The sequence below is a fragment of the Microbacterium jejuense genome, assembly GCF_039544225.1.
Taxonomy (GTDB): domain Bacteria; phylum Actinomycetota; class Actinomycetes; order Actinomycetales; family Microbacteriaceae; genus Microbacterium; species Microbacterium jejuense.
On the sequence record NZ_BAABLG010000004.1, the window covers coordinates 284,762 to 304,642 of the forward strand.

The 19,881-nt window shown below is 70.4% G+C and carries 18 protein-coding genes; 11 read left to right on the forward strand and 7 right to left on the reverse strand.

Annotation, left to right across the window (positions count from 1 at the left end; all coding sequences use genetic code 11):
* The first annotated feature begins 11 nt into the window (after positions 1 to 11).
* Positions 12 to 995 carry an acetylxylan esterase gene (locus ABEA46_RS08870; protein ID WP_345544074.1) on the forward strand — a complete coding sequence of 328 codons (984 nt, stop codon included), beginning with the start codon at positions 12 to 14 and terminating at the stop codon, positions 993 to 995.
* Positions 996 to 1,058: 63 nt separating this feature from the next.
* Positions 1,059 to 1,943: an alpha/beta fold hydrolase gene (locus ABEA46_RS08875; protein ID WP_345544075.1), complete on the forward strand. Its 885-nt coding sequence runs from the start codon at positions 1,059 to 1,061 to the stop codon at positions 1,941 to 1,943.
* A gap of 328 nt (positions 1,944 to 2,271) precedes the next feature.
* Here ABEA46_RS08875 and ABEA46_RS08880 read toward each other — a convergent pair whose 3' ends face one another.
* From ABEA46_RS08880 to ABEA46_RS08890, 3 genes are all read right to left on the reverse strand, one after another.
* Positions 2,272 to 2,502 (reverse strand): hypothetical protein, encoded by a 231-nt coding sequence (locus ABEA46_RS08880; RefSeq protein WP_345544076.1) that lies wholly within the window; start codon positions 2,500 to 2,502, stop codon positions 2,272 to 2,274.
* 479 nt (positions 2,503 to 2,981) lie between these two features.
* Positions 2,982 to 3,494 (reverse strand): DUF1697 domain-containing protein, encoded by a 513-nt coding sequence (locus ABEA46_RS08885; RefSeq protein ID WP_345544077.1) that lies wholly within the window; start codon positions 3,492 to 3,494, stop codon positions 2,982 to 2,984.
* A gap of 27 nt (positions 3,495 to 3,521) precedes the next feature.
* Positions 3,522 to 4,139 carry a TetR/AcrR family transcriptional regulator gene (locus tag ABEA46_RS08890; protein WP_345544078.1) on the reverse strand — a complete coding sequence of 206 codons (618 nt, stop codon included), beginning with the start codon at positions 4,137 to 4,139 and terminating at the stop codon, positions 3,522 to 3,524.
* Positions 4,140 to 4,212: 73 nt separating this feature from the next.
* Here ABEA46_RS08890 and ABEA46_RS08895 point away from each other — a divergent pair, with 73 nt between their 5' ends.
* The 7 genes from ABEA46_RS08895 to ABEA46_RS08925 all read left to right on the forward strand — a co-directional run bounded on the left by ABEA46_RS08895 (position 4,213) and on the right by ABEA46_RS08925 (position 9,567).
* A complete protein-coding gene (locus ABEA46_RS08895; protein WP_345544079.1) occupies positions 4,213 to 5,661 on the forward strand; it encodes an MDR family MFS transporter in 1,449 nt (482 codons plus the stop codon).
* A gap of 121 nt (positions 5,662 to 5,782) precedes the next feature.
* Positions 5,783 to 6,256: a MarR family winged helix-turn-helix transcriptional regulator gene (locus tag ABEA46_RS08900; RefSeq protein WP_345544080.1), complete on the forward strand. Its 474-nt coding sequence runs from the start codon at positions 5,783 to 5,785 to the stop codon at positions 6,254 to 6,256.
* A gap of 36 nt (positions 6,257 to 6,292) precedes the next feature.
* On the forward strand, positions 6,293 to 6,781 hold the full coding sequence (locus tag ABEA46_RS08905) for a glutathione peroxidase (RefSeq protein WP_345544081.1): 489 nt from the start codon (positions 6,293 to 6,295) through the stop codon (positions 6,779 to 6,781).
* A gap of 123 nt (positions 6,782 to 6,904) precedes the next feature.
* Positions 6,905 to 7,330 carry a MarR family winged helix-turn-helix transcriptional regulator gene (locus ABEA46_RS08910; protein WP_345544083.1) on the forward strand — a complete coding sequence of 142 codons (426 nt, stop codon included), beginning with the start codon at positions 6,905 to 6,907 and terminating at the stop codon, positions 7,328 to 7,330.
* Positions 7,331 to 7,339: 9 nt separating this feature from the next.
* Positions 7,340 to 7,912: a YbhB/YbcL family Raf kinase inhibitor-like protein gene (locus ABEA46_RS08915; protein WP_345544084.1), complete on the forward strand. Its 573-nt coding sequence runs from the start codon at positions 7,340 to 7,342 to the stop codon at positions 7,910 to 7,912.
* 114 nt (positions 7,913 to 8,026) lie between these two features.
* The gene (locus tag ABEA46_RS08920) at positions 8,027 to 9,328 is read left to right on the forward strand and encodes an MFS transporter (RefSeq protein ID WP_345544085.1); all 1,302 of its coding nucleotides are present in this window, start codon (positions 8,027 to 8,029) and stop codon (positions 9,326 to 9,328) included.
* Between the two features lie 32 nt (positions 9,329 to 9,360).
* Positions 9,361 to 9,567, forward strand: coding sequence for a hypothetical protein (locus tag ABEA46_RS08925; protein WP_345544086.1), 207 nt, complete (start codon positions 9,361 to 9,363; stop codon positions 9,565 to 9,567).
* An 18-nt stretch (positions 9,568 to 9,585) separates the two neighbouring features.
* Here the strand turns inward: ABEA46_RS08925 and ABEA46_RS08930 are convergent, their stop codons facing one another.
* Both ABEA46_RS08930 and ABEA46_RS08935 read right to left on the reverse strand, forming a co-directional pair.
* Entirely contained in the window at positions 9,586 to 10,614 is a 1,029-nt protein-coding gene (locus ABEA46_RS08930; protein ID WP_345544087.1) for an NADPH:quinone reductase, read from the reverse strand.
* A gap of 46 nt (positions 10,615 to 10,660) precedes the next feature.
* Positions 10,661 to 12,160: an MFS transporter gene (locus ABEA46_RS08935; protein ID WP_345544088.1), complete on the reverse strand. Its 1,500-nt coding sequence runs from the start codon at positions 12,158 to 12,160 to the stop codon at positions 10,661 to 10,663.
* A gap of 132 nt (positions 12,161 to 12,292) precedes the next feature.
* Between ABEA46_RS08935 and ABEA46_RS08940 the strand changes: the two genes are divergently transcribed.
* Positions 12,293 to 13,018: a TetR/AcrR family transcriptional regulator gene (locus tag ABEA46_RS08940; RefSeq protein WP_345544089.1), complete on the forward strand. Its 726-nt coding sequence runs from the start codon at positions 12,293 to 12,295 to the stop codon at positions 13,016 to 13,018.
* A gap of 189 nt (positions 13,019 to 13,207) precedes the next feature.
* Here the strand turns inward: ABEA46_RS08940 and ABEA46_RS08945 are convergent, their stop codons facing one another.
* Both ABEA46_RS08945 and ABEA46_RS08950 read right to left on the reverse strand, forming a co-directional pair.
* Positions 13,208 to 15,832, reverse strand: a complete 2,625-nt coding sequence (locus tag ABEA46_RS08945; protein ID WP_345544090.1) for a S8 family peptidase — start codon at positions 15,830 to 15,832, stop codon at positions 13,208 to 13,210.
* 173 nt (positions 15,833 to 16,005) lie between these two features.
* Positions 16,006 to 17,343, reverse strand: coding sequence for an alkaline phosphatase family protein (locus tag ABEA46_RS08950; protein WP_345544091.1), 1,338 nt, complete (start codon positions 17,341 to 17,343; stop codon positions 16,006 to 16,008).
* A gap of 313 nt (positions 17,344 to 17,656) precedes the next feature.
* Between ABEA46_RS08950 and ABEA46_RS08955 the strand changes: the two genes are divergently transcribed.
* Complete coding sequence (locus tag ABEA46_RS08955) at positions 17,657 to 19,861, forward strand: outer membrane protein assembly factor BamB family protein (RefSeq protein ID WP_345544092.1); 2,205 nt, start codon at positions 17,657 to 17,659, stop codon at positions 19,859 to 19,861.
* The last annotated feature ends 20 nt before the right edge of the window (positions 19,862 to 19,881 follow it).

The window sequence follows — 19,881 nt, forward strand, 5'->3', positions numbered from 1 at the left end:
CGAGGACGACGATGGCACGCATCGACCTGCCCCTGCCCGAACTGAAGACATACCGCCCGTCGGTCAGCGAGCCCGCCGACTTCGACGACTTCTGGCGGGACACGCTGGCGAGCACGCGCGCGGCCGGCGGCGAACCGCGCTTCACGCGGGTCGAGGCCCCCTTCACCCACATCGACGTGTTCGATGTCGAGTTCCCCGGATATGCCGGCGACCCGATCGCCGCGTGGCTGCTCGTGCCGACCGGCGCCAAGGGGGCGCCAGGGATCGCGTTGTTCCAGGGATACGGGGGCGGACGCGGTCTGCCGCAGGACTGGCTCGCGTGGCCGAGCGTCGGCTACGTGACCCTCGTTGTCGACACGCGTGGCCAGGGCTCCCGGCAGGACTCGGGTCCGGGAACGGCCGACCCCCACGGTGCGGGCCCGGCCGTTCCCGGATACATGACGCGCGGAATCCTGCAACCCGAGACGTACTACTACCGACGCGTGTTCGCCGACGCTGTGCGTGCGGTCGACACGCTGGTCGGCCATCCCGCGGTCGACCCCGCCCGCGTTGCGGTGACCGGTGGCAGTCAAGGTGGCGGGATCGCGCTCGCGGCCGCAGGACTGCATCCCGGTGTCGCGCTGTGCATGCCCGATGTGCCGTTCCTCTGCCACTTCGAGCGCGCCGTCGGCTTGGCCGATGCGGACCCGTACGACGAGGTCGTGCGGTGGCTGCGTGTGCACCGCGGTAGCGAGGATGCGGCCTTCCGCACGCTTTCGTACATGGACGGGGTCAGCTTCGCCGCTCGGGCGACCAGCCCCGCCCTGTTCTCGGTGGCGCTGCACGACGCCGTCTGCCCGCCCTCGACGGTCTTCGCCGCGTTCAACGCGTACGCCGGCCCGAGCGAGATCGAGGTCTACCCGTTCAACGGCCACGAGGGCGGCGGCTCCGCCCAGTGGCAACGCCAGGTCGCGTTCGCGGGTGCCGTGTTCTCGTCGGGCGCGCAGTCGAACTGATGGTGCGCAGCCCGGACGCGGACGCCTCTGGTCGCGAGGCAAGCGGAGGTCTATTGTTCGCGCATGAGCCTCGCGCTTCATCGGCGATCGCTGCTTGCAGCACTCTTCGTGGGAGTCCTCCTCCTGTCCGGCTGCACAGGTCCGAATCAGCCGGTGTCGGACGCGCTTCCGAGTCCCTCGGGGACGCCCCACGACTCTCGCCTGATCGACGTGGATGGCCACGGTCTCTACCTCGACTGCAAAGGGAGCGGGAGTCCCACCGTCGTGTACGTCCACGGCTGGACCGACAAAAGGACGCACGTGCCCCACGAGGGCGCCGAAGCAATCCAGACGCTGCTCGCCGACGACCACCGCGTGTGCCTCTACGACCGCCGCAACGTCGGCAGCAGCGAGACCGTGGATGCGGCGCAGACCCCGGATGACATGCTCCACGACATGGAGGGCGTGCTCGCCAATGGCGGGGTCGAGCCACCGTACATCCTGATGGCGGCGTCCTTCGGAGGCCTGCTCGCGTACAGCTTTCTGAATCACCACCCCGACCAGGTGAGCGGAGTCGTCTTCCTCGATGCGTTCTTCCCCGACGAACTCGCCCTGGACGCGTACTTGCCGGCCGACAAGACTTTCCAGCACTTCCAGGACGACGACATGTGCTGCACGTTGGAGCGGATCAACGAGTACGCACTCATCGACGGACTGCAGCAGTACATCGGTCACGAGCCCGCGATCCCGATGATCTATCTCGCTGCCGCGCAAGGCCCGCGTGGCGGGTGGAACCCGAAATCCCCTGACTACAGTCCGCATTTCACCGAAGCACAACAGGCCTTCGTCGATCGCTTCTCACCGGGCGAGCTCCGGTGGGTGGATGCGCCCCACTTCATGGAGCCCGAGATCCCCGACGTGATCGCTCAAGCCGTCCGGGACGTGGCTGCCGGGGCAGAAACCGGCTGACCCTCTGGAGCGGACCTGCGAGCCCTGAGCCCGCAGCGCCGCGCGCGCCAGGTCGATCTCCACCGCCCGTCGCGAGTCCGCGATCGCCGGCTGGGAGAGCCGGTATGTGCACGCACTCCGCTCGCCGACGCCGCTTCGTCGAGGTCGGCGGCCGGAACGCCTCAGAATCGGAACGTCACCGCATACCGGAACGTCGCCGGCAGCAGCCGCTGCGCCGGAAGTGCGCCGGGACCGCACGAGCCGGAGCCCAGACCGCTCTGCCCGGCGGCCCATGCGCATGCCGAATCGCGGCAGCGGCACGACAGCGGCGTCGCTGAGGGCAGGCAGATCAGTTCGCGGACACCGGGACAACCAGGGTCCGCACCGAGGAGATCCGTCCTTCACGGACCGCGATGATGTCGATGCCGCGCACGACCGGCGCGCCGGCGGGGCCGAAGGCCCAGGCGAGAGCACCGCTGTCGTCCCCCGTGTACAGGATGCTGTCCTCGACGAACTCGAAGTCGGCGGGCGCCCGTTCCAGCAACGCTGCCGCCTTGGACCCGAGTGCGGCGCGACCCACGCTGGCGCCTTCCGGATCTGTGAACGTGACGTCTTCTGTGTACACGCGGTCGATGGCGGCGCGGCGCGGCGCGCCTCAGCGTCGCGGTTGTTGAAGACCTGGTGCAGATTGGCACTCAAGAGCTCGGCGACCGATGCCATGAATCACCCCTTCATCTCGTCGCTCAGAACTTACATGCGCAACGACGCAGCCGACGGCTCAGACCTGCCGCGGCACCGTGTCGGCGGCTCAAGCCTGCAGCGCGAACACCGTGACGATGGCCGCGACCAGGACGTCCAGCACACCGCAGAACTCGGCGAAGCTCCCGTCCACGACGCGGTGCGCGCGGTGGTGGTACACAGCTCAGCGTGATCCAGGCGATCCTGCACGGCGCATCGGCGGCGGCCTACCGCGGTGAGATCGCCGCGGCGGACGCGCCCCGACTGGTCCACGACACGGTGATCGCCGCGCTCGCCCGCTGAACCGGGAGGGCCGGGCCCTCACCACAAGCCGTGGCGGTCGAGCAGCCGCAGCACCGTGCCGATCGACCGCGACGTTGCCGGCCCGCCGGTCACCTGCTCGACGACGGGGGTGCCGTTGCTCTCTCGCTCCCTCTCGTTGAGCGACACCACCCAGCCCGCGCCAGACGCGATCACTCGGCACCGCCGATGTGTCGCCGCGCGCACCACCGCATCATCGTCGAGGTCGATCACGTCGGCGCCGTGCAACGTGAGTTCCATCCGCGACGCGGCCTGTGCGGTGGCATACGTGCGTCCGAGGTTCGCAATCTCGGACGCCGCCATGGCGAAGCCGGCCCGCGGGTAGCCGAGCGAGTCGAGCATGGCCGCAGCGTCCGCGACGACAGCATCGGGCTCCGCCGCCGAGAAGACGACAGTGCCGTTGCTCTGGAATGTCACAGCGCCGTCGCATCCGGCCACGGCGAAGGCATCCAGAATCATCGCCGTGGACGGATGCCCGCGCTGACCCTGATTGACGTTCCTGAGGAAGGCCACGTACCGCACGCTTGCACGATAGCCCGCTCACGTCTCGTGCGGCCCGGCCTCAGCCCCCGGCTTCACCAGGGGCAGGAACACCTCGTCCACGATCTCGACGATCGCCTCGTCCGACAGCGGCGCCGCATTCATCAGCAGGTCGTGCCGATACAGGTCCACGGCCACCGTCCGCACCCGACGCGTGAGCTTCGCGGGGTCCGCCTCACCTCGCTCGACCGCCCGCGCCAGAATCACATCCAAGGATCCGCCCGCCCGCGCGCCGAGCGCCCGCTCCCGCACGTCGGCGAACGTGCGCCCGGAATCGGCGTAGTACGCACCCATGAAGACGCTCATCAGCGGGGCGAGCTCCGCCCGTGCCAGGTTCGAGTGCCGCAGCGACTCGATCATGTCTCCGCGCAGGCTCCCCGTATCGGGAGGACCGATGCGGTCGCGATTCAGCCCGTACGTGAGTGTCGCGTCCAGCAGTGAATCGCGGTCGGGCCACCGGCGGTAGATCACCGAGCGGCTCGTCTCGGCCTTGTCGGCGACCGCGTCGATCGTGAACGCGTTGTACCCGCCGTCGATCAGCTGCGCCCAGCCGGCGGCGAGGATCGCGTCTTCGAGCTCCTGTCCGCGACGTCGCTTCGCCGGCTGCTCAAGATCCATTTGTGTATCTTATCCGCTCGGCGTACACTCTGCCACGGAGATACACATCTGTATCTTATTTTGAGGAGCGCACATGTCCACCACCACTGCACCGGCCGTGCCGCGCAGCGCCGTCGTCTCCGCGCTCGTGCTCGTCGCCGGCGGCCTCGCCGTCATCTTCGACAGCACGATCATGAGCATCGCGCTGGCCACACTCGCGACCGATCTCAACGTTCCCGTCAGCACGATCCAGTGGGTGACGACGGCCTATCTGCTCGCACTCGGCGTCGCCATCCCGATCGTCGGGTGGGCGCAGGCACGGCTCGGCGGCAAGCGGCTCTGGATGATCGCGCTGACGATCTTCCTGGTCGCCTCGGTCGCCTGCAGCCTCGCGTGGGACGCCCCGAGCCTCATCGCGTTCCGCGTCGTGCAAGGCTTCGGCGGCGGGCTCATGATGCCGCTCATGGCGACGCTCGCCATCCAGCAGGTACCCGCCGGCGCGAGCCTCGGTCGCCTCATGGCCATGGTGAGCCTGCCCGCGGCCCTCGGTCCCATCATCGGCCCGGTGCTCGGCGGGCTCATCCTCAACTGGCTCGACTGGCACTGGATCTTCTGGATCAACGTCCCCCTCTGCCTCATCGGCCTCGCCCTCGCGTGGCGCTTCCTTCCCGCCGATCCGCCCCTCGGCCGCCCGGTGCTCGACTGGGTCGGCCTGGTGCTCGTCTCCCCCGCGCTCGTCGGCATCCTCTACGGACTCTCGAACGTCAGCCAGGACGGCGGCTTCGCCCGCGCGGATGTGTGGATGCCGGTGGCCGCCGGACTCGTGCTGATGACCGCCTTCGTCTTCACGCAGGTGCGTCGCCCGGCCAAGGCCCTGATCGACGTCGGACTGCTGCGCCGGCGCCCGGTGGCGGCATCCTCCGCGGTCCTCTTCCTCTCGGGAGCCTCGCTCTACGGGTCGATGCTGCTGCTGCCGCTCTACTTCCAGATCGTCCGCGGCACCGACGTGCTCACCGCCGCGCTGCTGCTCATCCCCCAGGGGGTCGGCGCGCTACTCAGCCGCACGCTCGCCGGACGCCTCACCGACTCGCTCGGCGCGCGCACCGTCGCGATCGCCGGGTTCATCGTCATGGGTCTCGCGACCGTCCCGTTCGCGCTGTCGGATGCCACGACGAACGAGCTCTGGCTCATCGTCACGCTGCTCGTGCGCGGATTCGGCATGGGCGCGGTGATGATCCCGGTCATGTCGGTGGGGTTCGTCGGCCTCGAGCGCGACCAGGTGCCGCACGCGAGCATCATCACGCGACTCGCGCAGCAGATCGGCGGCGCGTTCGGCACTGCCATCCTCGCCGTGATCCTCGAGGCGACGACGAGCGGGGCCACCAGCATCGCCGACCTGGCCACCGGGTTCGACGTCGCATTCTGGTGGGCGGTCGGGTTCACCGTCGTCGCCGTCGGCGTGTGCTTCGCACTGCCTGCGCCCGCGAAGAAGGCGCCGGTGGCGGCATCCACTTCTCACGGATCAGGGGCTGCCACCCGATAGACCCGAAGGCGTGGGCCGAGGCAGACGCTGCCGCTGTGTGCAGCGTCTGCCGGATCGCCTGGTTCTCGCCGCACCACCAAGTACCTTGTATCCAAGTTACTTGTGTACAAGAATCATCCGCATGAACGCGACCGCGATGCCCGAGGCCGACCTGGAGGCATCCGTCTGCTTCGCGCTGTACACGTCGATGCAGGCGACGCTGCAGCTGTACCGCGACCTGCTCGCGCCGTGGGGCCTCACCTTTCAGCAGGCGCTCGTGCTGGCGGTGCTGTGGGAGCACGGCGACGCGTCGCCAGGAGATCTCGCGACGGCGCTGCAGCTGGACTCGAGCAGCATCTCGGGACTGCTCAACCGAATGGAAGCGGCCGGGCTCGTGCAACGCGCACCATCGCAGGCAGACCGTCGAGCTGTGCGCGTCACACCCACAGAGCGCAGCCTGCAGATCAGGTCGGAGCTCGCACCGGTCGGGCAGTGCATCGTCGAGGCTCTCGCTCTGGACCGCGACGACGCTGTCACGCTCGTGGGCTCGTTGCACGCCCTGCGCGACCGCATCACCGACTACGACACCGCGGCCGCACTCGCCGCACACCGCTGATCCCCCAGAAGCTGATCCCCCACCCAAGGAGTGAGCATGGCCCTTCAGGACATCCCCGTCACCACCATCCGCGGAGAGGAGACGACGTTCGGCGGCCTCGCCGACGGGCGGGTCACCCTCGTGGTGAATGTCGCGTCGCGATGCGGACTCGCCCCGCAGTACGAGCAGCTCGAGCAGCTCCAGCGCGCATACGGCGACCGCGGGTTCACGGTGATCGGGTTCCCCAGCAACCAGTTCCTGCAGGAGCTGTCGACAGAGGAGGCCGTGGCCGAGTACTGCTCGACGACGTGGGGGGTGACCTTCCCCATGTCCGAGAAGGTGCGCGTCAACGGACGGCACGCCCACCCGCTCTACAAGGAGCTGACCGGCAACGCCGACGTCCACGGCAAGACCGGGCGCATCACCTGGAACTTCGAGAAGTTCGTGATCAGCCCCAGCGGCGAGGTCAAGAGGTTCGCGCCGAAGGTGCTGCCCACCGATCCCGAGGTCGTCGCGTCCATCGAGGAGTGGCTGCCCGTCGGGTGATCCGCCGTGGACTGCCCGCTTCGCACCTGCCCGCACCGATCAGACAGCGGGCGGTGGCGGCATCCCAAATGCTTAGTACTACTCACTAACTGCTAAGGTGTACTAAGCATTCAGGAGGCGGGCATGTCGCAGAGCGTCGAAGAGGTCGGTGACGAGCTTCGTCGCGCAGTCACACGGCTCTACAGCCGGTTCCGGTCCGAGCGGATCGAAGGGGAGGTTCCGGATGCCGCCCTGCTGGTGCTGCTCGTGCTCGACAAGCGCGATCGCCTGAGCCTGACCGAGCTCGCCGATGAGGCGAAGGTCACGCTCGGCTCGATGAGCCAGACGGTGCGGCGTCTGGAGGGGCTCGCCTACGTGACGAAGACCCGCGCCACCGACGACCGCCGCAAGATGCTGTTCGCGCTCACCGACGCCGGCCGGGTGGCAGTGACGTCGTCGCGGCGGCACCGGCGCGACTGGCTCAACAGCCGGCTCGCCGAGCTCACGCCCGCCGAGCGCGCCGACGTCGCCCGCGTCGCTCCCCTGCTGCTCCGCCTCGCCGACTCCTGAAAGCCCGTCATGCACCCCATCGAAGTCCTGCTCACCCCGCTCGGCCGGGCATTCCGCAACCGCCGCTCCGACGAGTCGGCGAGCCTGTCGCTCGCGCCCGAGCTCGCCACCGACACCCGCCTCCACCTCGCTTCGCCGAGCTTCGACGACGGCGGCGTGATCCCCGCCGCGCACTGCGGCTGGCTCATCGGCGCGAACGTCTCCCCCGCGCTCACGTGGCGCGCGCTGCCCGCAGGCACCGTCGAGCTGCTGCTCGTGTTCGAAGACCTCGACAGCCCCGGAACGACCCCTCGCCTGCACACCGTCGCCACCCTGGCTGCGAGCGGCGACGGCATCGCGGAAGGCGCGCTCACCTCACAGACAGCGGGCGTCCGCTTCGTCTCGGTGCGCGGCGACAAGCCGGGTGGTTACCGCGGGCCGCGGCCGCTGCCCGGCCACGGCCCACATCACTACCGGTTCCACCTCTACGCGCTCGACACCCGCCTCGCCGACACAGATCTCGCCGGCATCGAGAGCCTGCTGCACTCTGCGAACGGACACGTGCTGGCATCGGGCACTCTGGCCGGCACACGCACCGCGTGACGGCATCCACTTCCCCGTTGCAGCCCGCGCCGCCGCCGACCCCGTAGACGCCGGCGGCGCACGGGACTACTGTCGCGGTGTCGTCGACGTCCCCCGGGAAGAGGCGGTGCCGCCATGTCGAGGAGCAACGCCGTGCGCTCGCTGCCGACGCCGCGCCGCGTGCAAGGCACGTACTACACGCTGATGCTCGGCAACACGGTCGCGGCGTCGTTCATCTGGGGCATCAACACGCTGTTCCTGCTCGACGCAGGCCTGACGAACTTCGAGGCGTTCTCGGCGAACGCGTTCTTCACCGCCGGCATGCTGATCTTCGAGATCCCGACGGGAGTGGTCGCCGACACCGTCGGGCGGCGCGCGTCGTACCTCCTGGGCACTGTCACGCTCGCGACGACGACGATCCTGTATTGGATGCTGTGGGTCTGGCACTCCCCGTTCTGGGCGTGGGCGGTGGTCTCGGTGCTGCTCGGGCTGGGGTTCACGTTCTTCTCAGGCGCAGTGGACGCGTGGCTCGTCGACGCCCTGAAGGCGACCGGATACGAGGGGAGCCTGGAGACGGTGTTCGGCCGGGCGCAGATCGTCGGCGGCATCGCGATGCTCTCGGGCTCGGTGCTCGGCGGGATCGTCGCGCAGGCGACCAACCTCGGCGTGCCGTTCCTGATCCGGGGTGGCATCCTCGTGCTGATGCTGGTGGTCGCCGCCCTGCTGATGCACGACCTGGGCTTCCAGCCCGACCGCAGCGAGCGCCCGCTCCGAGCCACCCGCACCGTCCTGCGCAACTCCGTCCGGTACGGCCTCGGCGACCCGCCGGTGCGCTGGCTCATGCTGACGAGCCCCTTCACCGCGGGCGTCGGCATCTACGTCTTCTACGCGCTGCAGCCGTACCTGCTGGAGCTGTGGGGCGACGAGGAGGCCTACTCGATCGCCGGGCTCGCCGCCGCCCTGCTCTCGGGCGCTGCCATCGTCGGCGGCGCACTCGCGCCCCGGGTGCGCGCGCTGGTCCGGCGGCGCACATCGGTGATCCTGCTCGCCACCGTGGCGAGCGCGCTCGTGCTCATCGGGCTCGGGTTCGTGCAGAACTTCTGGTTCGCCGTCGTGCTGGTGGCGCTGTGGGGCATCGCGTCGGCGCTCGACGACCCGGTGCACCGCGCCTACCTCAACGACATGATCCCGTCGAAGCAGCGTGCGACCGTGCTGTCGTTCGACTCGCTGATGGGCTCCGCCGGCGGTGTGGTCTTCCAGCCGGCGCTCGGACGCGCCGCGGATGTCGGCGGATACGGCACGTCGCTCATCTGGAGCGGCGTGATCTCGGCCGTCGCCGTGCCGTTCGTCCTGCTGAGCCGTGCCCAGCGCGCACCGGCCGACACCGCCCGCCAGGTCACCGGCGAGCCGGACCCGGCCACCGGAACGGAGGCGTGACGGCATCCCCTCTCCGGGAGTATGTTCGCGCCATGAAGCGAATGTGGCCGTGGCTCGCGCTGGGCGTGCTGTTGGCGCTGGTCGGCGCGGTGTGGACCCTGCAGGGGCTGAACGTGCTGGGCGGGTCGGCGATGAGCGGATCGCCGCTGTGGGCCACGATCGGGCCGATCGTGCTCATCGCCGGCGTCGTGCTGATCGTCGTGGCGATCGTGATCTCGCGCCGGCGCAAGTCCGGCTAGCCCACTGGCAACCCGCCGTCAGTGATTGTCGCCGGTGACGTCGATGAGCACCTTGCCGACGGCGCCCCGCTCGACGGCATCGTGGGCGGCGGCGGTCTCTTCCAGCGGGTACCAGGTCAGCGGCAGTCCGGCCGCCTCTCCGACCGGAAGCGCACCGTCGCGCAATGCGGCGGAGATGTCTTCGGCGGCGGCGGTCAACGCCGAGTCACCGACCGTGTACAGCAGCAGGCCCTGCAGGCGGACGTTCTTGGCGAACGTGGGCCGCACCGGGAGGGTCGCCTGGTCGCCGCCGTTGTCGGCGTAGTACGCGATCGAGCCGTGGTTCGCGATCACCTGCCCGTCGAGGTCGACGTTCTGCGTCAGCGACACCTCGACGATGTGGTCGACTCCCTCGGGCGCGAGGGTCGAGATCTGCGCGGCGGCGTCGTCCTGCCGGTAGTTCACGACGTGGTGCGCGCCGGCTGCCTTCGCGAGCGCGGCCTTCCCGTCGCTCGAGATCGTGGCGATCACGGTCGCTCCGGCCCAGACCGCGAGCTGGATGGCGGCATGCCCGACGGCTCCCGCTCCTCCGGCCACCAGCACGATTCGTCCTTCGAGCGATCCCGGCGACAGTCTCGCCGGCCCGAACTCGTGCACGGTGAGAGCGCGGTGCGCCGTCATCGCGGGCACGCCCAGGCTCGCTGCCACATCGAAGCCGACTGCGTCCGGCAGCCTCACCGCCCGCTCGGCACGGACGACCGTGTACTCCTGCGCCGTGCCGGTGGGGCGCTGGGCTGCCGAGAGGTACAGCCACACGCGATCGCCGACCGCGAGCCGCGTCACGCCGTCACCCACGGCGTCGATGACGCCGGCTCCGTCCTGGTTGGGAACAGCCTCTTCGAACGCCAGCGGGGACGCATTGCCCGCGCGGGCCTTCCAGTCCGTCGGGTTCACGCCCGACACGGCGACCTTCACGCGCACCTCCCCCGGGCCGGGGGCCGCGGGCTCACGCTCCGCGAGTTCGAGAACGGACGAGGTGCCGGTGTGGGAGTACACGATCGAGCGCATGCGAACAGGCAACGCCACAAGCGCGCCGAGCCTTCCCGCTCGAGCGCTAGCTCTTCACCGATGCCAGCGCCTCGTCGGCCTCGGCCGCCGGCATCGGGTGCTCATCGACAGTGCGCGCATTGGTCAGCGTGAGTGCGCCGATGCCCGAGATCAGCCCGACGGCGACGGCCAGCACGATGAACACGAGCTGCTCGCCGTGGAAGAAGGATGCCGTCAGCTCGGGGCTCCACGCTCCATCGGGCAGCACCGTCGTGACGAGCACGGCGATGAGCGTGCCGACCACCGCAGTGCCGATGCTGGTGCCGACCTCTTGCGCGGTGTCGTTCATGGCCGCGCCCATCGAGGTGCGGTTGTCGGGCATGGCTCCCACGAGCGCGACGGCGCAGATCGTCATGACGGTGCGCAGGCCGATCGTCATCACGACCATCGCGATCGCGATCGCGACGTAGGTCTGCTCGACGCCCCACGCCATGAGGCCGAGACCGGCAGCAAGCAGCACCGCGCCGACGAGGCACGCGATGCGGTGACCGAAGCGCCGCACGAGCCATTCGGTGATCGGGGTCGCACCGATCATGGTGACGATGATCGGCAGGTTCGCCAGCCCTGCCTGCAGCGGCGACCAGCCCCACGCGTACTGGAAGTGCAGGATCAGCGCGAACATCACGCCCGCCATCGCGACCGAGGTGCCGATCTGCGCGATCGAGGCCCCGCGCACGGTACCCAAGCGGAACAGCTTCAGGTCGAGCATCGGCGACGCGGCGCGCCGTTCGCGGATGATGAAGAGGACGAGGGATGCCGCGGCCCCGAGCGCGACGGCGAGCGTGATCGGCGACATCCACCCGTTCTCGATGCCGCTCGTGAGCGCATAGCAGGCGAGGCCGATGGTGAGGATGCTGAGGGCGGAGCCGGGCAGGTCGAGGCGGTCCTTCGTGAGGCCGTCAGCGGTGTCGGCAGGCACACCGAAGTGGACGCCGAGGGCGGCGATGAGGGCGATCGGGGCGTTCACCAGCAGCAGCCACTGCCACGGCAGGTGAGCGAGCATCGTGCCGCCGAGGAGCGGGCCGAGGACGAAGCCCGACATGCCGACGACCATCATGAGCGTGATCGCACGCATGCGCAGCTTCTCGTCGTCGAACAGGCGGAACACCAGGGAGTTCGTGATGGGCGCCATCGCGGCGGCGGCGATCCCGAGCGCGGCGCGCAGCGCGATGAGCTCGCCGGTCGAGTTCACGAGCAGCACGGCGAGGCTGACGAGCCCGAACAGCGCGAGGCCGATCTGCAGCACGCGGCGGCGCCCGAAGCGGTCGGCGATCGAGCCGGCGGTCAGCAGCAGGCCGCCGAAGGTGAGCGAGTAGGCGCCGGTGATCCACTGCAGCGACGTGGTGTCGCCGCCGAGCTCGCGGCCGATCGTCGGCAGCGCGATCGAGAGCAGCGTGTTGTCGACCATCTCGACGAAGAAGGCGAGGCAGAGCGCGGCAAGGGGGATCCACGCGGCCTTCATGGACGTGTAGGTGCGGGAGGTGGAGGTGGTGGGTGCGGTGCTCATGGCGACTCCTCGGATCGAGCAGCGAATCGAACAGTGTTCGTTGTTCGAACACCGTTCGATAGAATAGAACAATGTTCGATAACACGCAAGCGCCTCCCCTGCCGGCGGTGCGTCCTGTGGTGGGATGGAGCCATGGCCACAGCCCCGCCGCCAGGTGAAGCGCCCGCGCAGCCGCCCCGAGGCCCGCGCACGCGCACCCGCGCCTCGCACTCCCTCGAGTCCGTGCTGGCCGGGGCGGTGGAGATCCTCGACGAGTCCGGCGCGCAGGGCCTCACGATCCGCGCGCTGGCCGCACGCCTCGGCGGCGGCGTCGCGAGCGTGTACTGGTACGTGTCGGGCCGCGACGAGCTTCTCGACCTCGCCGCGGACTCGGTACTCGGCGGGGTGCTCGAGGCCACCGCCGACGTCGGCGGCGGCGACCCGATCGACGACCTGCGCACGATCGCGGTCGCGATGTTCGACGCGATCGTCGACCGCCCGTGGCTCGGCGCCTACGTGCTGCGCGACACCGCGATCCAGACCCACTCGCTGCAACTGTACGAGCGGATCGGCGAACAGGTGATGCGTCTCGATCTGACGCCCCGGCAGTCGTTCCACGCGACGTCCGCCGTGGTCGGCTACGTCATCGGCACGGCCGCCGACATGGGGCAGGAGCCGCCCCAGGCCGTCGTCTCGGGCGAGCTGAGCAAGGAGCACTACATGGCCGGTGCCACCGCGCAGTGGCGGGCGCTCGACCGGACCCGGTTCCCCTACATCCACCACATCATCGACGAGTTCGACGGCCACGACGACCGCGACCAGTTCGTCGGCGGCCTCGATCTGCTGCTCGCCGGCCTGCGGCTGCAGGCCGGGCACTGAGGTGGATGCCGTCACCCCGGCGTGACGGCATCCACTCCCTCACCCCGCGGCGGGTCGCCAGGCTCGGAGATCTCGCGTCCCTCGGATGCCTGCAGCCGAGGCGTCCGAGATACGCGAGATCTCCGCGCGGGGCGTGAGCCCCACGCAGCACGGAGGGCCCGACCCGCAGGCCGGACCCTCCGCAACACCTCACGCCGCGGCGTTGATCGCCTCGTAGAGGTTCTTGAACGAGGTGAGTACGCTCGCCGGCGTTCCCGCCACCACCCGAGCAGCCTCACCGGCCTGGATCACAGCCCCGACGGTCGAGTCCGCCACGCCGTCGCCGTTCGTGTCGACGGGGTCGCCCAAGGCGATGGATCCGTCGGCCACGTTCAGCCACAGCGACAGCAGGTGCGCGTCGAACTGATCGGTCGGGTTCTTGGTGTTCTTCGGCCACAGCGCCGACACCGCCTGCGGCATGGTCGTGAGCGCCACCTTCTCGTCGAACACCGCGCTCAGCACCCGCACGACCGACAGCAGGCACAGCTTCTCGTCGGTCGTGTGACGGTTCGCCCGCTTGTCGCGGTAGTCCGTCTGCCAGACGCCGAGGGTTCCGGCATCCGCGCTCGTCCCGAGAATGACGACCTGAACGGCATCGGATGCCGATCCCGCGTCGTCGTCCGCCACCGTCACACCGGTGGTCGCCGCACAGGCGATCGCGTAGGTGTGGGGCGCGGCATCGGTCACGTCCCTCGGCTGGATGGTGGGACTCGGATCCGCGTCGGCGGCCGGCGGGTTCACCAGGCTGGTGTGACTCGTGGTCGCGCCGTCGCCGTAATCCCAGGCGAAGCCGAGATCGTCGCTGCCCGGGTCGGTGCCGCGCGCCGTGAACGCCACGGGGACGCCCTCGGTGCCGAACACGATGTCCTGCCCGTTCCACGACGTGGTGGGCGGACCGGTGATGTCCGCCGTCGGGGCGACGTTCGCGACGACCGCCGAGCCCGTGTCGGATCCGGCGCCGCCGTCCTTGTCGGTGACGGTCAGGGTTGCGGTGAACGCGCCGTCGTCGCCGTACACGTGCGACGCGTCGACCGAGGTGCCGGTGACCGTCGCCGCGGTCACGACTCCATCACCCCAGTCCACTGTCGCGGTCTGCGTGTCGACGACACCCGGGTCGGAGAAGTGCGCGGCGAGGGTCACCGGGCTGTTCTCGTTCGCGGGCGTGACGGCATCCACCACGACGGTGGGCGCCACGTTCGAGACGTGCAGGGCGAAGGTCGACTGGCCTGTCTCGCCCTTGTCGTCGGTCGCGGTGATCGTCACCGACGTGTCGGCCGGACCGTCCGGCGGCGTGTACGACCACGTCCACGACGTGCCCGACGGCGTCACTGTGCCGATGCTCGCGGTCACCGACGTGACAGTGCCGTCGGCATCCGTCGCCGAACCGGTGTTCGTCGCGAGCGAGCCCTCGTCGACCGTCACCGACGCGTCGTCGACGGTCACGACGGGTGCGACGTTCGCCGCCTGCAGCGCAGCCAGCAGGTCGAGGCGCGGCGTGGTGTTCGTCGTCGTCCCGGCCGCATTGGTCGTGTAGGTGATCGGCACCCCTGTCGAGGTGATGTCGCTCATCAGGTTCGCCACCGACCGCGCCGGGTACGCCGAACGCAGCACGGCGAGCGCACCGGTGACCATCGGCGTCGACATCGAGGTGCCGCTCTTGGAGCCGTACACGTCGTCGTCGATCGACGAGATGATCGACGAGCCCGGTGCCATCACATCCAGCAGCGGACCGCGATTGCCCGAGTTCGTCGTGGTGTCGTCGTTGTTGGTGCGACCGACGGTGAACGCCGTCGAGATGCACCCCGGCGCGCCCACGGCGTTCAGGAACGAGCTGTTGCCCGACGCGATCACCGTGGCGATGCCGGCAGCGAGGTTGCTGTCGATCGCCGCCTTTCGGGTGTCGCCGTCGCACGCCGAGGAGTTGTTGCCGCCGCCGAGGCTCATGTTGCTGGCCACGACGTTCCAGCCCGGGTTCGCCGCGGCCTGGCCGCGCACCCAGTCCAGCGCCTCGATCTGGTCGGACGCGTACGACAGCACGCACGGCGCGGGGTTCGGAGAGCAGCCGCTCGCGGTGTTCACCCGCGTGAACACCTGCACCGCGATGATCTGCGCACCGGGCGCGACACCGTTGCCCGGAGGCGACCCGGCGGTGTCATCGGCCGCACGACCTGCCGCGATCCCGGCGACATGCGTGCCGTGGTCGCAGATGTTGCTGCCCGCATCGACGCAGCTCGCGTTGTTGTCGCTGTCGATGTCGGCCGAGGTGTCCTCGGTCGTGCCGTCGGGGCACAGGCTCGCCTCGTCGCCGTCGCCGTCGTCGTCCGTCGGATCCGAGAAGCAGTGCTGTGCGACGATGCGCGACCCGAAGAACGGGTGGTCGGCGTCGATGCCGGTGTCGAGGATCGCGACTGTCGCGGCGGACCCGGTGAATCCGAGCGCCTGCACGTCGTCGCCGTTCACGACCGGCAGGGCGTTGGACAGCGCGGGCGGATCGGCGAAGTCCTCGACCACCCCGACGACGTGCGGATTGTGCTTCAGCCCCTTCAGCGCGGGCCGCGGCACCTCCATGATCACGTACGGCATGGTCTTGGTCGCCTTGATCTTGGTCGCTCCGCCGGCGACGCTCTTGGCGACATCGGTCGCCGACGCCTTGTGGTCGAGCTGCACGATGACCCGCACCTTCTCCGGCGGCGCGGCGTACGCGGGCGGCGCGACGGCCACCATCCCCAGCGCGACCGCACAGGCGGCGAGCACCGAGACGACTCTGGATCTCATGATGGTTCTCCCCCCATCATTCGGCGCGCGGCCCACTCCGGGCCCCGCGCCCGGTGGTACTTCCACCACCCGCAAGGAGGGACCCCATCCCGGGGTGATACGCCTGGAGCGCAGAGAAGTGGATGCCGCCACCCCGGCGTGACGGCATCCACCATGTCGTTCTGACCTGCGATTCAGCGCACGCGGATCGACTCCGTCAGCACCCGTCCGTCGGCGCCCGACGGGCCGTCGAACCCGAGGAGTGCGGCGATCGTCGGCGCGATGTCGATGTGACGCGGGTCGTGTGGCGCGGCGTGCGGACGCACACCCGCTCCGGCCAGCACCAGCGGCACGTGCATGACGCGCGTCATGCCGTGGACGCCGGCGGGATCGGCGGGCGTGGCACCCAGGCTCCAGCCCTCGACCGGCTCGATGATGAGCTCTCCGTAGTTGGGCGACATGTGCATCGCGCGCTGCTCGTCCTTGTCGTAGACGGCGGCCACGTGCGGCAGGGCCGCCACCGCCGCCTCGATGGCCGCCGCAGCCGCGGGGTCGCCGGCCGCGTCGCCGACCAGGTGCAGCGAGCCGACGCCGCCGACCACGATCACCGCGTCCGTCCCGGGCTTCGGAGACTGCCCCGCGGTGAGCATCTCGGCGTCGTAGCCCGCCGCCGAGATCGCGGCGAGCAGCTCGTCGCGCATGCCGTTGGTGAACGTCTCCATGCCGTGGTCGCCGGTCACCACGAACGCGGTGCGGCCGTAGATGCCGGCATCCTTCGTGGCCTGCACCAGCCTGCCGATCTGCACGTCGATGTCTGCCAGAGCCGCCGGCATCCCCTCCGCCTGATCCCCTTCGGCGTGGCCGAGTGCGTCGAGCCTGTCGCAGTACACCGCGATGAGGTCGGGCACGCCGGCCATCTGCACGGACGCGCCGCCGCTCATCACGGGTCGGCCGTCGATCACGGCGACGGCGTCGTCGGTGCGCCGGGCGCAATCGCCGCCCGGCTGCGTGTAGAGCCCCTCGGGGTCGCCGAACGCGACGCCGTAGTTCTGCACGATGAACCACTGGGACGACATCACGGTCCCACCCTGATCGCGGATCGCCTGCGCGATCGTCGGCACCGCGAGATCGCGCTGCTGCCCGCGGGCCGTGCCGGTGGACGGATCGAACCAGTACGCGGTGTTGCGGTGCGTCTCAGGCCATGCGCCCGTGGCGACCGAAGACCACGACGGGTTGGTGATCGACGACATGACGCCGGTCGACACGCTGAGGCTCCCCCGATTGGCGAGCGCCGACAGGTTCGGCAGCGCCACGTCGTCGAGGTAGTCGATGTCGAAGCCGTCGAGCGCGATGAGCACGACGTGCTCTGCAGGAGTGGATGCCGCCGCACCTGCACTGCGGCCGGCGACCGCCGACGGCCCGCCGGCCGAGACGGCGTCGGCAGCCGCGGGTGCGGCTATGCCGAGCGTCGCCGCGACGAGACCGGCGGCGGCGAGGGCGGACAGGCGGCGGATTCGCTGGGAAGAACGCATCGCTCAGACTCTCTCTCACAATTCACACACGGATGCCGGTCTGGGGGGCCGGCCCTCCCGACGCTGGCGGCCGCATGGCCGCGGCGGCAACCACCCGACGGGCTCGTGCAAGGAATCGGCGATCGCACCGGTGGCCCTGCGCGATTCCGTCATCGGCGGCGGTGCCGGCCCGGAGGCGCCGCCCCGGGCATCGGCGGTTTCTTGCGCGGCCCGTCCCCCAGATGTCAGAACCTCGCATTTCGTGCGTCCTTTCTCGGCGCGGCTCGCCCGCGCCCGGTTGGGTACCGATCAGGACGACGACCGGAGGAGCGAGATGACGGACGACACCAGCACGGGCGCACACCGCAGGACGCCCCTCAGCCGACGCGGGTTCCTCGGGCTCTCTGCCCTCGGTGTGGGCGTCGGGCTGAGCAGCACGGCGTGGGGGCCCTGGCCGGGCGCCGCCGTGGGCGCGCCCGTCGACGCCGGGACGCTGCACTTCGTCGTGCTCACCGACACGCACGCCAACGAGGAGGAGGGCGCGCGCCTGGAGAACCTGCGCCGGGTCTTCGCGGCGGTCGAAGCGGAGCAGCCGCAGTTCGTGCTGCACTGCGGCGACATCACCGACTACGGCGACGATGCCGGCTTCACCGCCTACCGCGACACCATTCCGCGCGGCCTGTGGGATCGCCTGCGCCACGTGCCCGGCAACCACGAGATCCGCTGGGACACGAGCGCGCGCGAACGGTTCCAGCGCTGGTTCGGCCCCACCAGCTACAGCTTCGACGCGGGCGGCGTGCACTTCCTCGCCCTGGATCCGACGCAGGCACTGCAGGAGCCCGGGCTGTTCGGCGACGACCTCGCAGCGCTGCGCGACGACCTGACCGCGGCCGCCGGCATCCCGTCGATCATGTTCCTGCACTACCCGCTCGCGGGCCGCAACTACTACGTGAACGACACCGACGAACTGCTGCGCACCATCGAGCCCTTCCCGGTGCGCGGCATCTTCGCCGGGCACATCCACCGCTACGAGGTCGACAGTTTCAACGGCCTCACCCAGGTGGCCTCGACGACGACGCGCGGCGGCCCCTTCTACCAGCGCGTGACCGAGCGTCGCAGCGATCAGGGACGCGTGCTCGTCGTCGAGGCGGTGACGCTCGGGGCCACCGATGCCGACGCCCCGACCGTCGACCTGCTCGCCGAGATCCCGCTGGACGCCCCGCCCGGCGGCACCGTCCCGATCCGCGGATCGGTGCGATCCCACCCCGGACGGATCGACCTGACCGCGGTGGCCGGCGCCGCGGCCGTCACGGTGGAGGCGCGGGTGTTCCCCCAGTCCGTCTTCGGCGCGGTCGACGACGGGCCCTGGACGGCGCTGCAGGCCCGCGGGTCGTCGTGGCACGGCTCGCTCGACGCCGCCGCACTCGCCCCGGGACCCCACCGGGTGCAGCTGCGGGCCACCGACGCGCGGGGCGTGCGGCGGCACGAGACGACGCCCGTGGCCGTGGACGGCCCGGCACGCACCCGCTCCGCGTGGGAGCTGCCTGTTGGCGGGCAGCTGCAGGGCGCGCTCGCGGCATCCGGGGCCACCGTCGTCGCGGGGTCGACCTCTGGCAGGGTCGTCGCCGTCGACATCGCCGGCACGTCGTACCGGCCCCGCTGGACGGTCGACCTCGGTCCGGTCCACCGCGGCGCCGCATTCACGACCGACGGCGCGCTCGTCGTGCTCGCGAGCGCGGACCACCGGCTCACCGCCGTGGACGCGCGGACCGGCGCCGTCGCGTGGACGAGCGGTTTCGGCAAGCCGGTCATGTCGACGCCTCTCGTGGTGTCGACCGGCGGTGGCGACCGCATCCTGGTCGCCGCCGAGGATCGGCTGCGCTGCCTCGACGCCGCCGGGCGGACGCTCTGGGAGGCTGACGTGCCGGTGCGCACTGCGGGGCGCGCCGCGTCGGACGGCGAGCGTGTGTACGTCGGCGCCGGCGACGGGCGCGGATACGCGTACGACCTGCACTCCGGCACGCGGCTGTGGTCGTTCCTCACGAACACCCGGCCCGATCGGTACCGCCAGCTGATATACGGCCCCTGGGACGACTGGGTGGAGGTGCTCCCAGGCGGAGCCGTCCTGTTCAGCACCGTCACCGACGCGATCGCCGTCGATCCGGTGACCGGCGCCGAGCGATGGCGCGTCGCAGGCAGCCACATGTTCGCGCCCGCCCTGATGCTCGCCGACGGCGGCCTGCTGCTGACCACCGAGTGGGGCGTTGTCACAATCGCCGACCCGGCCTCGGGCGGCGTGCGGTGGAGCGCACAGGCCGTGCCGCGCGTCGTCAACGCCGGCCCCGTGATCGACCCCGAGACCGGCACAGCGTGGCTCGTCTCGGTCGGTGGACTGCTGGCGGCCATCGATCCCGCGGCGGGAACCGTCGCGATCGACAGGCAGCTGTTCACCGCGAACACCTTCTCGACGCCGGTCGTCGTCGGTCGCCAGCTGATCGTGGCGGCGCAGGACGGCGTGCTGCGCGGGCTCGCCCTCTGACACGCGACGCCCGGTCGAGC

Coding starts and splice junctions, on each gene's coding strand:
- ABEA46_RS08900 (WP_345544080.1), top strand. CDS start 5,783: ATGAACGCGACCGCGATGCCCGAGGCCGACCTGGAGGCATCCGTCTGC.
- ABEA46_RS08895 (WP_345544079.1), top strand. CDS start 4,213: ATGTCCACCACCACTGCACCGGCCGTGCCGCGCAGCGCCGTCGTCTCC.
- ABEA46_RS08905 (WP_345544081.1), top strand. CDS start 6,293: ATGGCCCTTCAGGACATCCCCGTCACCACCATCCGCGGAGAGGAGACG.
- ABEA46_RS08890 (WP_345544078.1), bottom strand. CDS start 4,139: ATGGATCTTGAGCAGCCGGCGAAGCGACGTCGCGGACAGGAGCTCGAA.
- ABEA46_RS08950 (WP_345544091.1), bottom strand. CDS start 17,343: ATGCGTTCTTCCCAGCGAATCCGCCGCCTGTCCGCCCTCGCCGCCGCC.
- ABEA46_RS08910 (WP_345544083.1), top strand. CDS start 6,905: ATGTCGCAGAGCGTCGAAGAGGTCGGTGACGAGCTTCGTCGCGCAGTC.
- ABEA46_RS08875 (WP_345544075.1), top strand. CDS start 1,059: ATGAGCCTCGCGCTTCATCGGCGATCGCTGCTTGCAGCACTCTTCGTG.
- ABEA46_RS08915 (WP_345544084.1), top strand. CDS start 7,340: ATGCACCCCATCGAAGTCCTGCTCACCCCGCTCGGCCGGGCATTCCGC.
- ABEA46_RS08955 (WP_345544092.1), top strand. CDS start 17,657: ATGACGGACGACACCAGCACGGGCGCACACCGCAGGACGCCCCTCAGC.
- ABEA46_RS08945 (WP_345544090.1), bottom strand. CDS start 15,832: ATGAGATCCAGAGTCGTCTCGGTGCTCGCCGCCTGTGCGGTCGCGCTG.
- ABEA46_RS08935 (WP_345544088.1), bottom strand. CDS start 12,160: ATGAGCACCGCACCCACCACCTCCACCTCCCGCACCTACACGTCCATG.
- ABEA46_RS08920 (WP_345544085.1), top strand. CDS start 8,027: ATGTCGAGGAGCAACGCCGTGCGCTCGCTGCCGACGCCGCGCCGCGTG.
- ABEA46_RS08870 (WP_345544074.1), top strand. CDS start 12: ATGGCACGCATCGACCTGCCCCTGCCCGAACTGAAGACATACCGCCCG.
- ABEA46_RS08940 (WP_345544089.1), top strand. CDS start 12,293: ATGGCCACAGCCCCGCCGCCAGGTGAAGCGCCCGCGCAGCCGCCCCGA.
- ABEA46_RS08925 (WP_345544086.1), top strand. CDS start 9,361: ATGAAGCGAATGTGGCCGTGGCTCGCGCTGGGCGTGCTGTTGGCGCTG.
- ABEA46_RS08930 (WP_345544087.1), bottom strand. CDS start 10,614: ATGCGCTCGATCGTGTACTCCCACACCGGCACCTCGTCCGTTCTCGAA.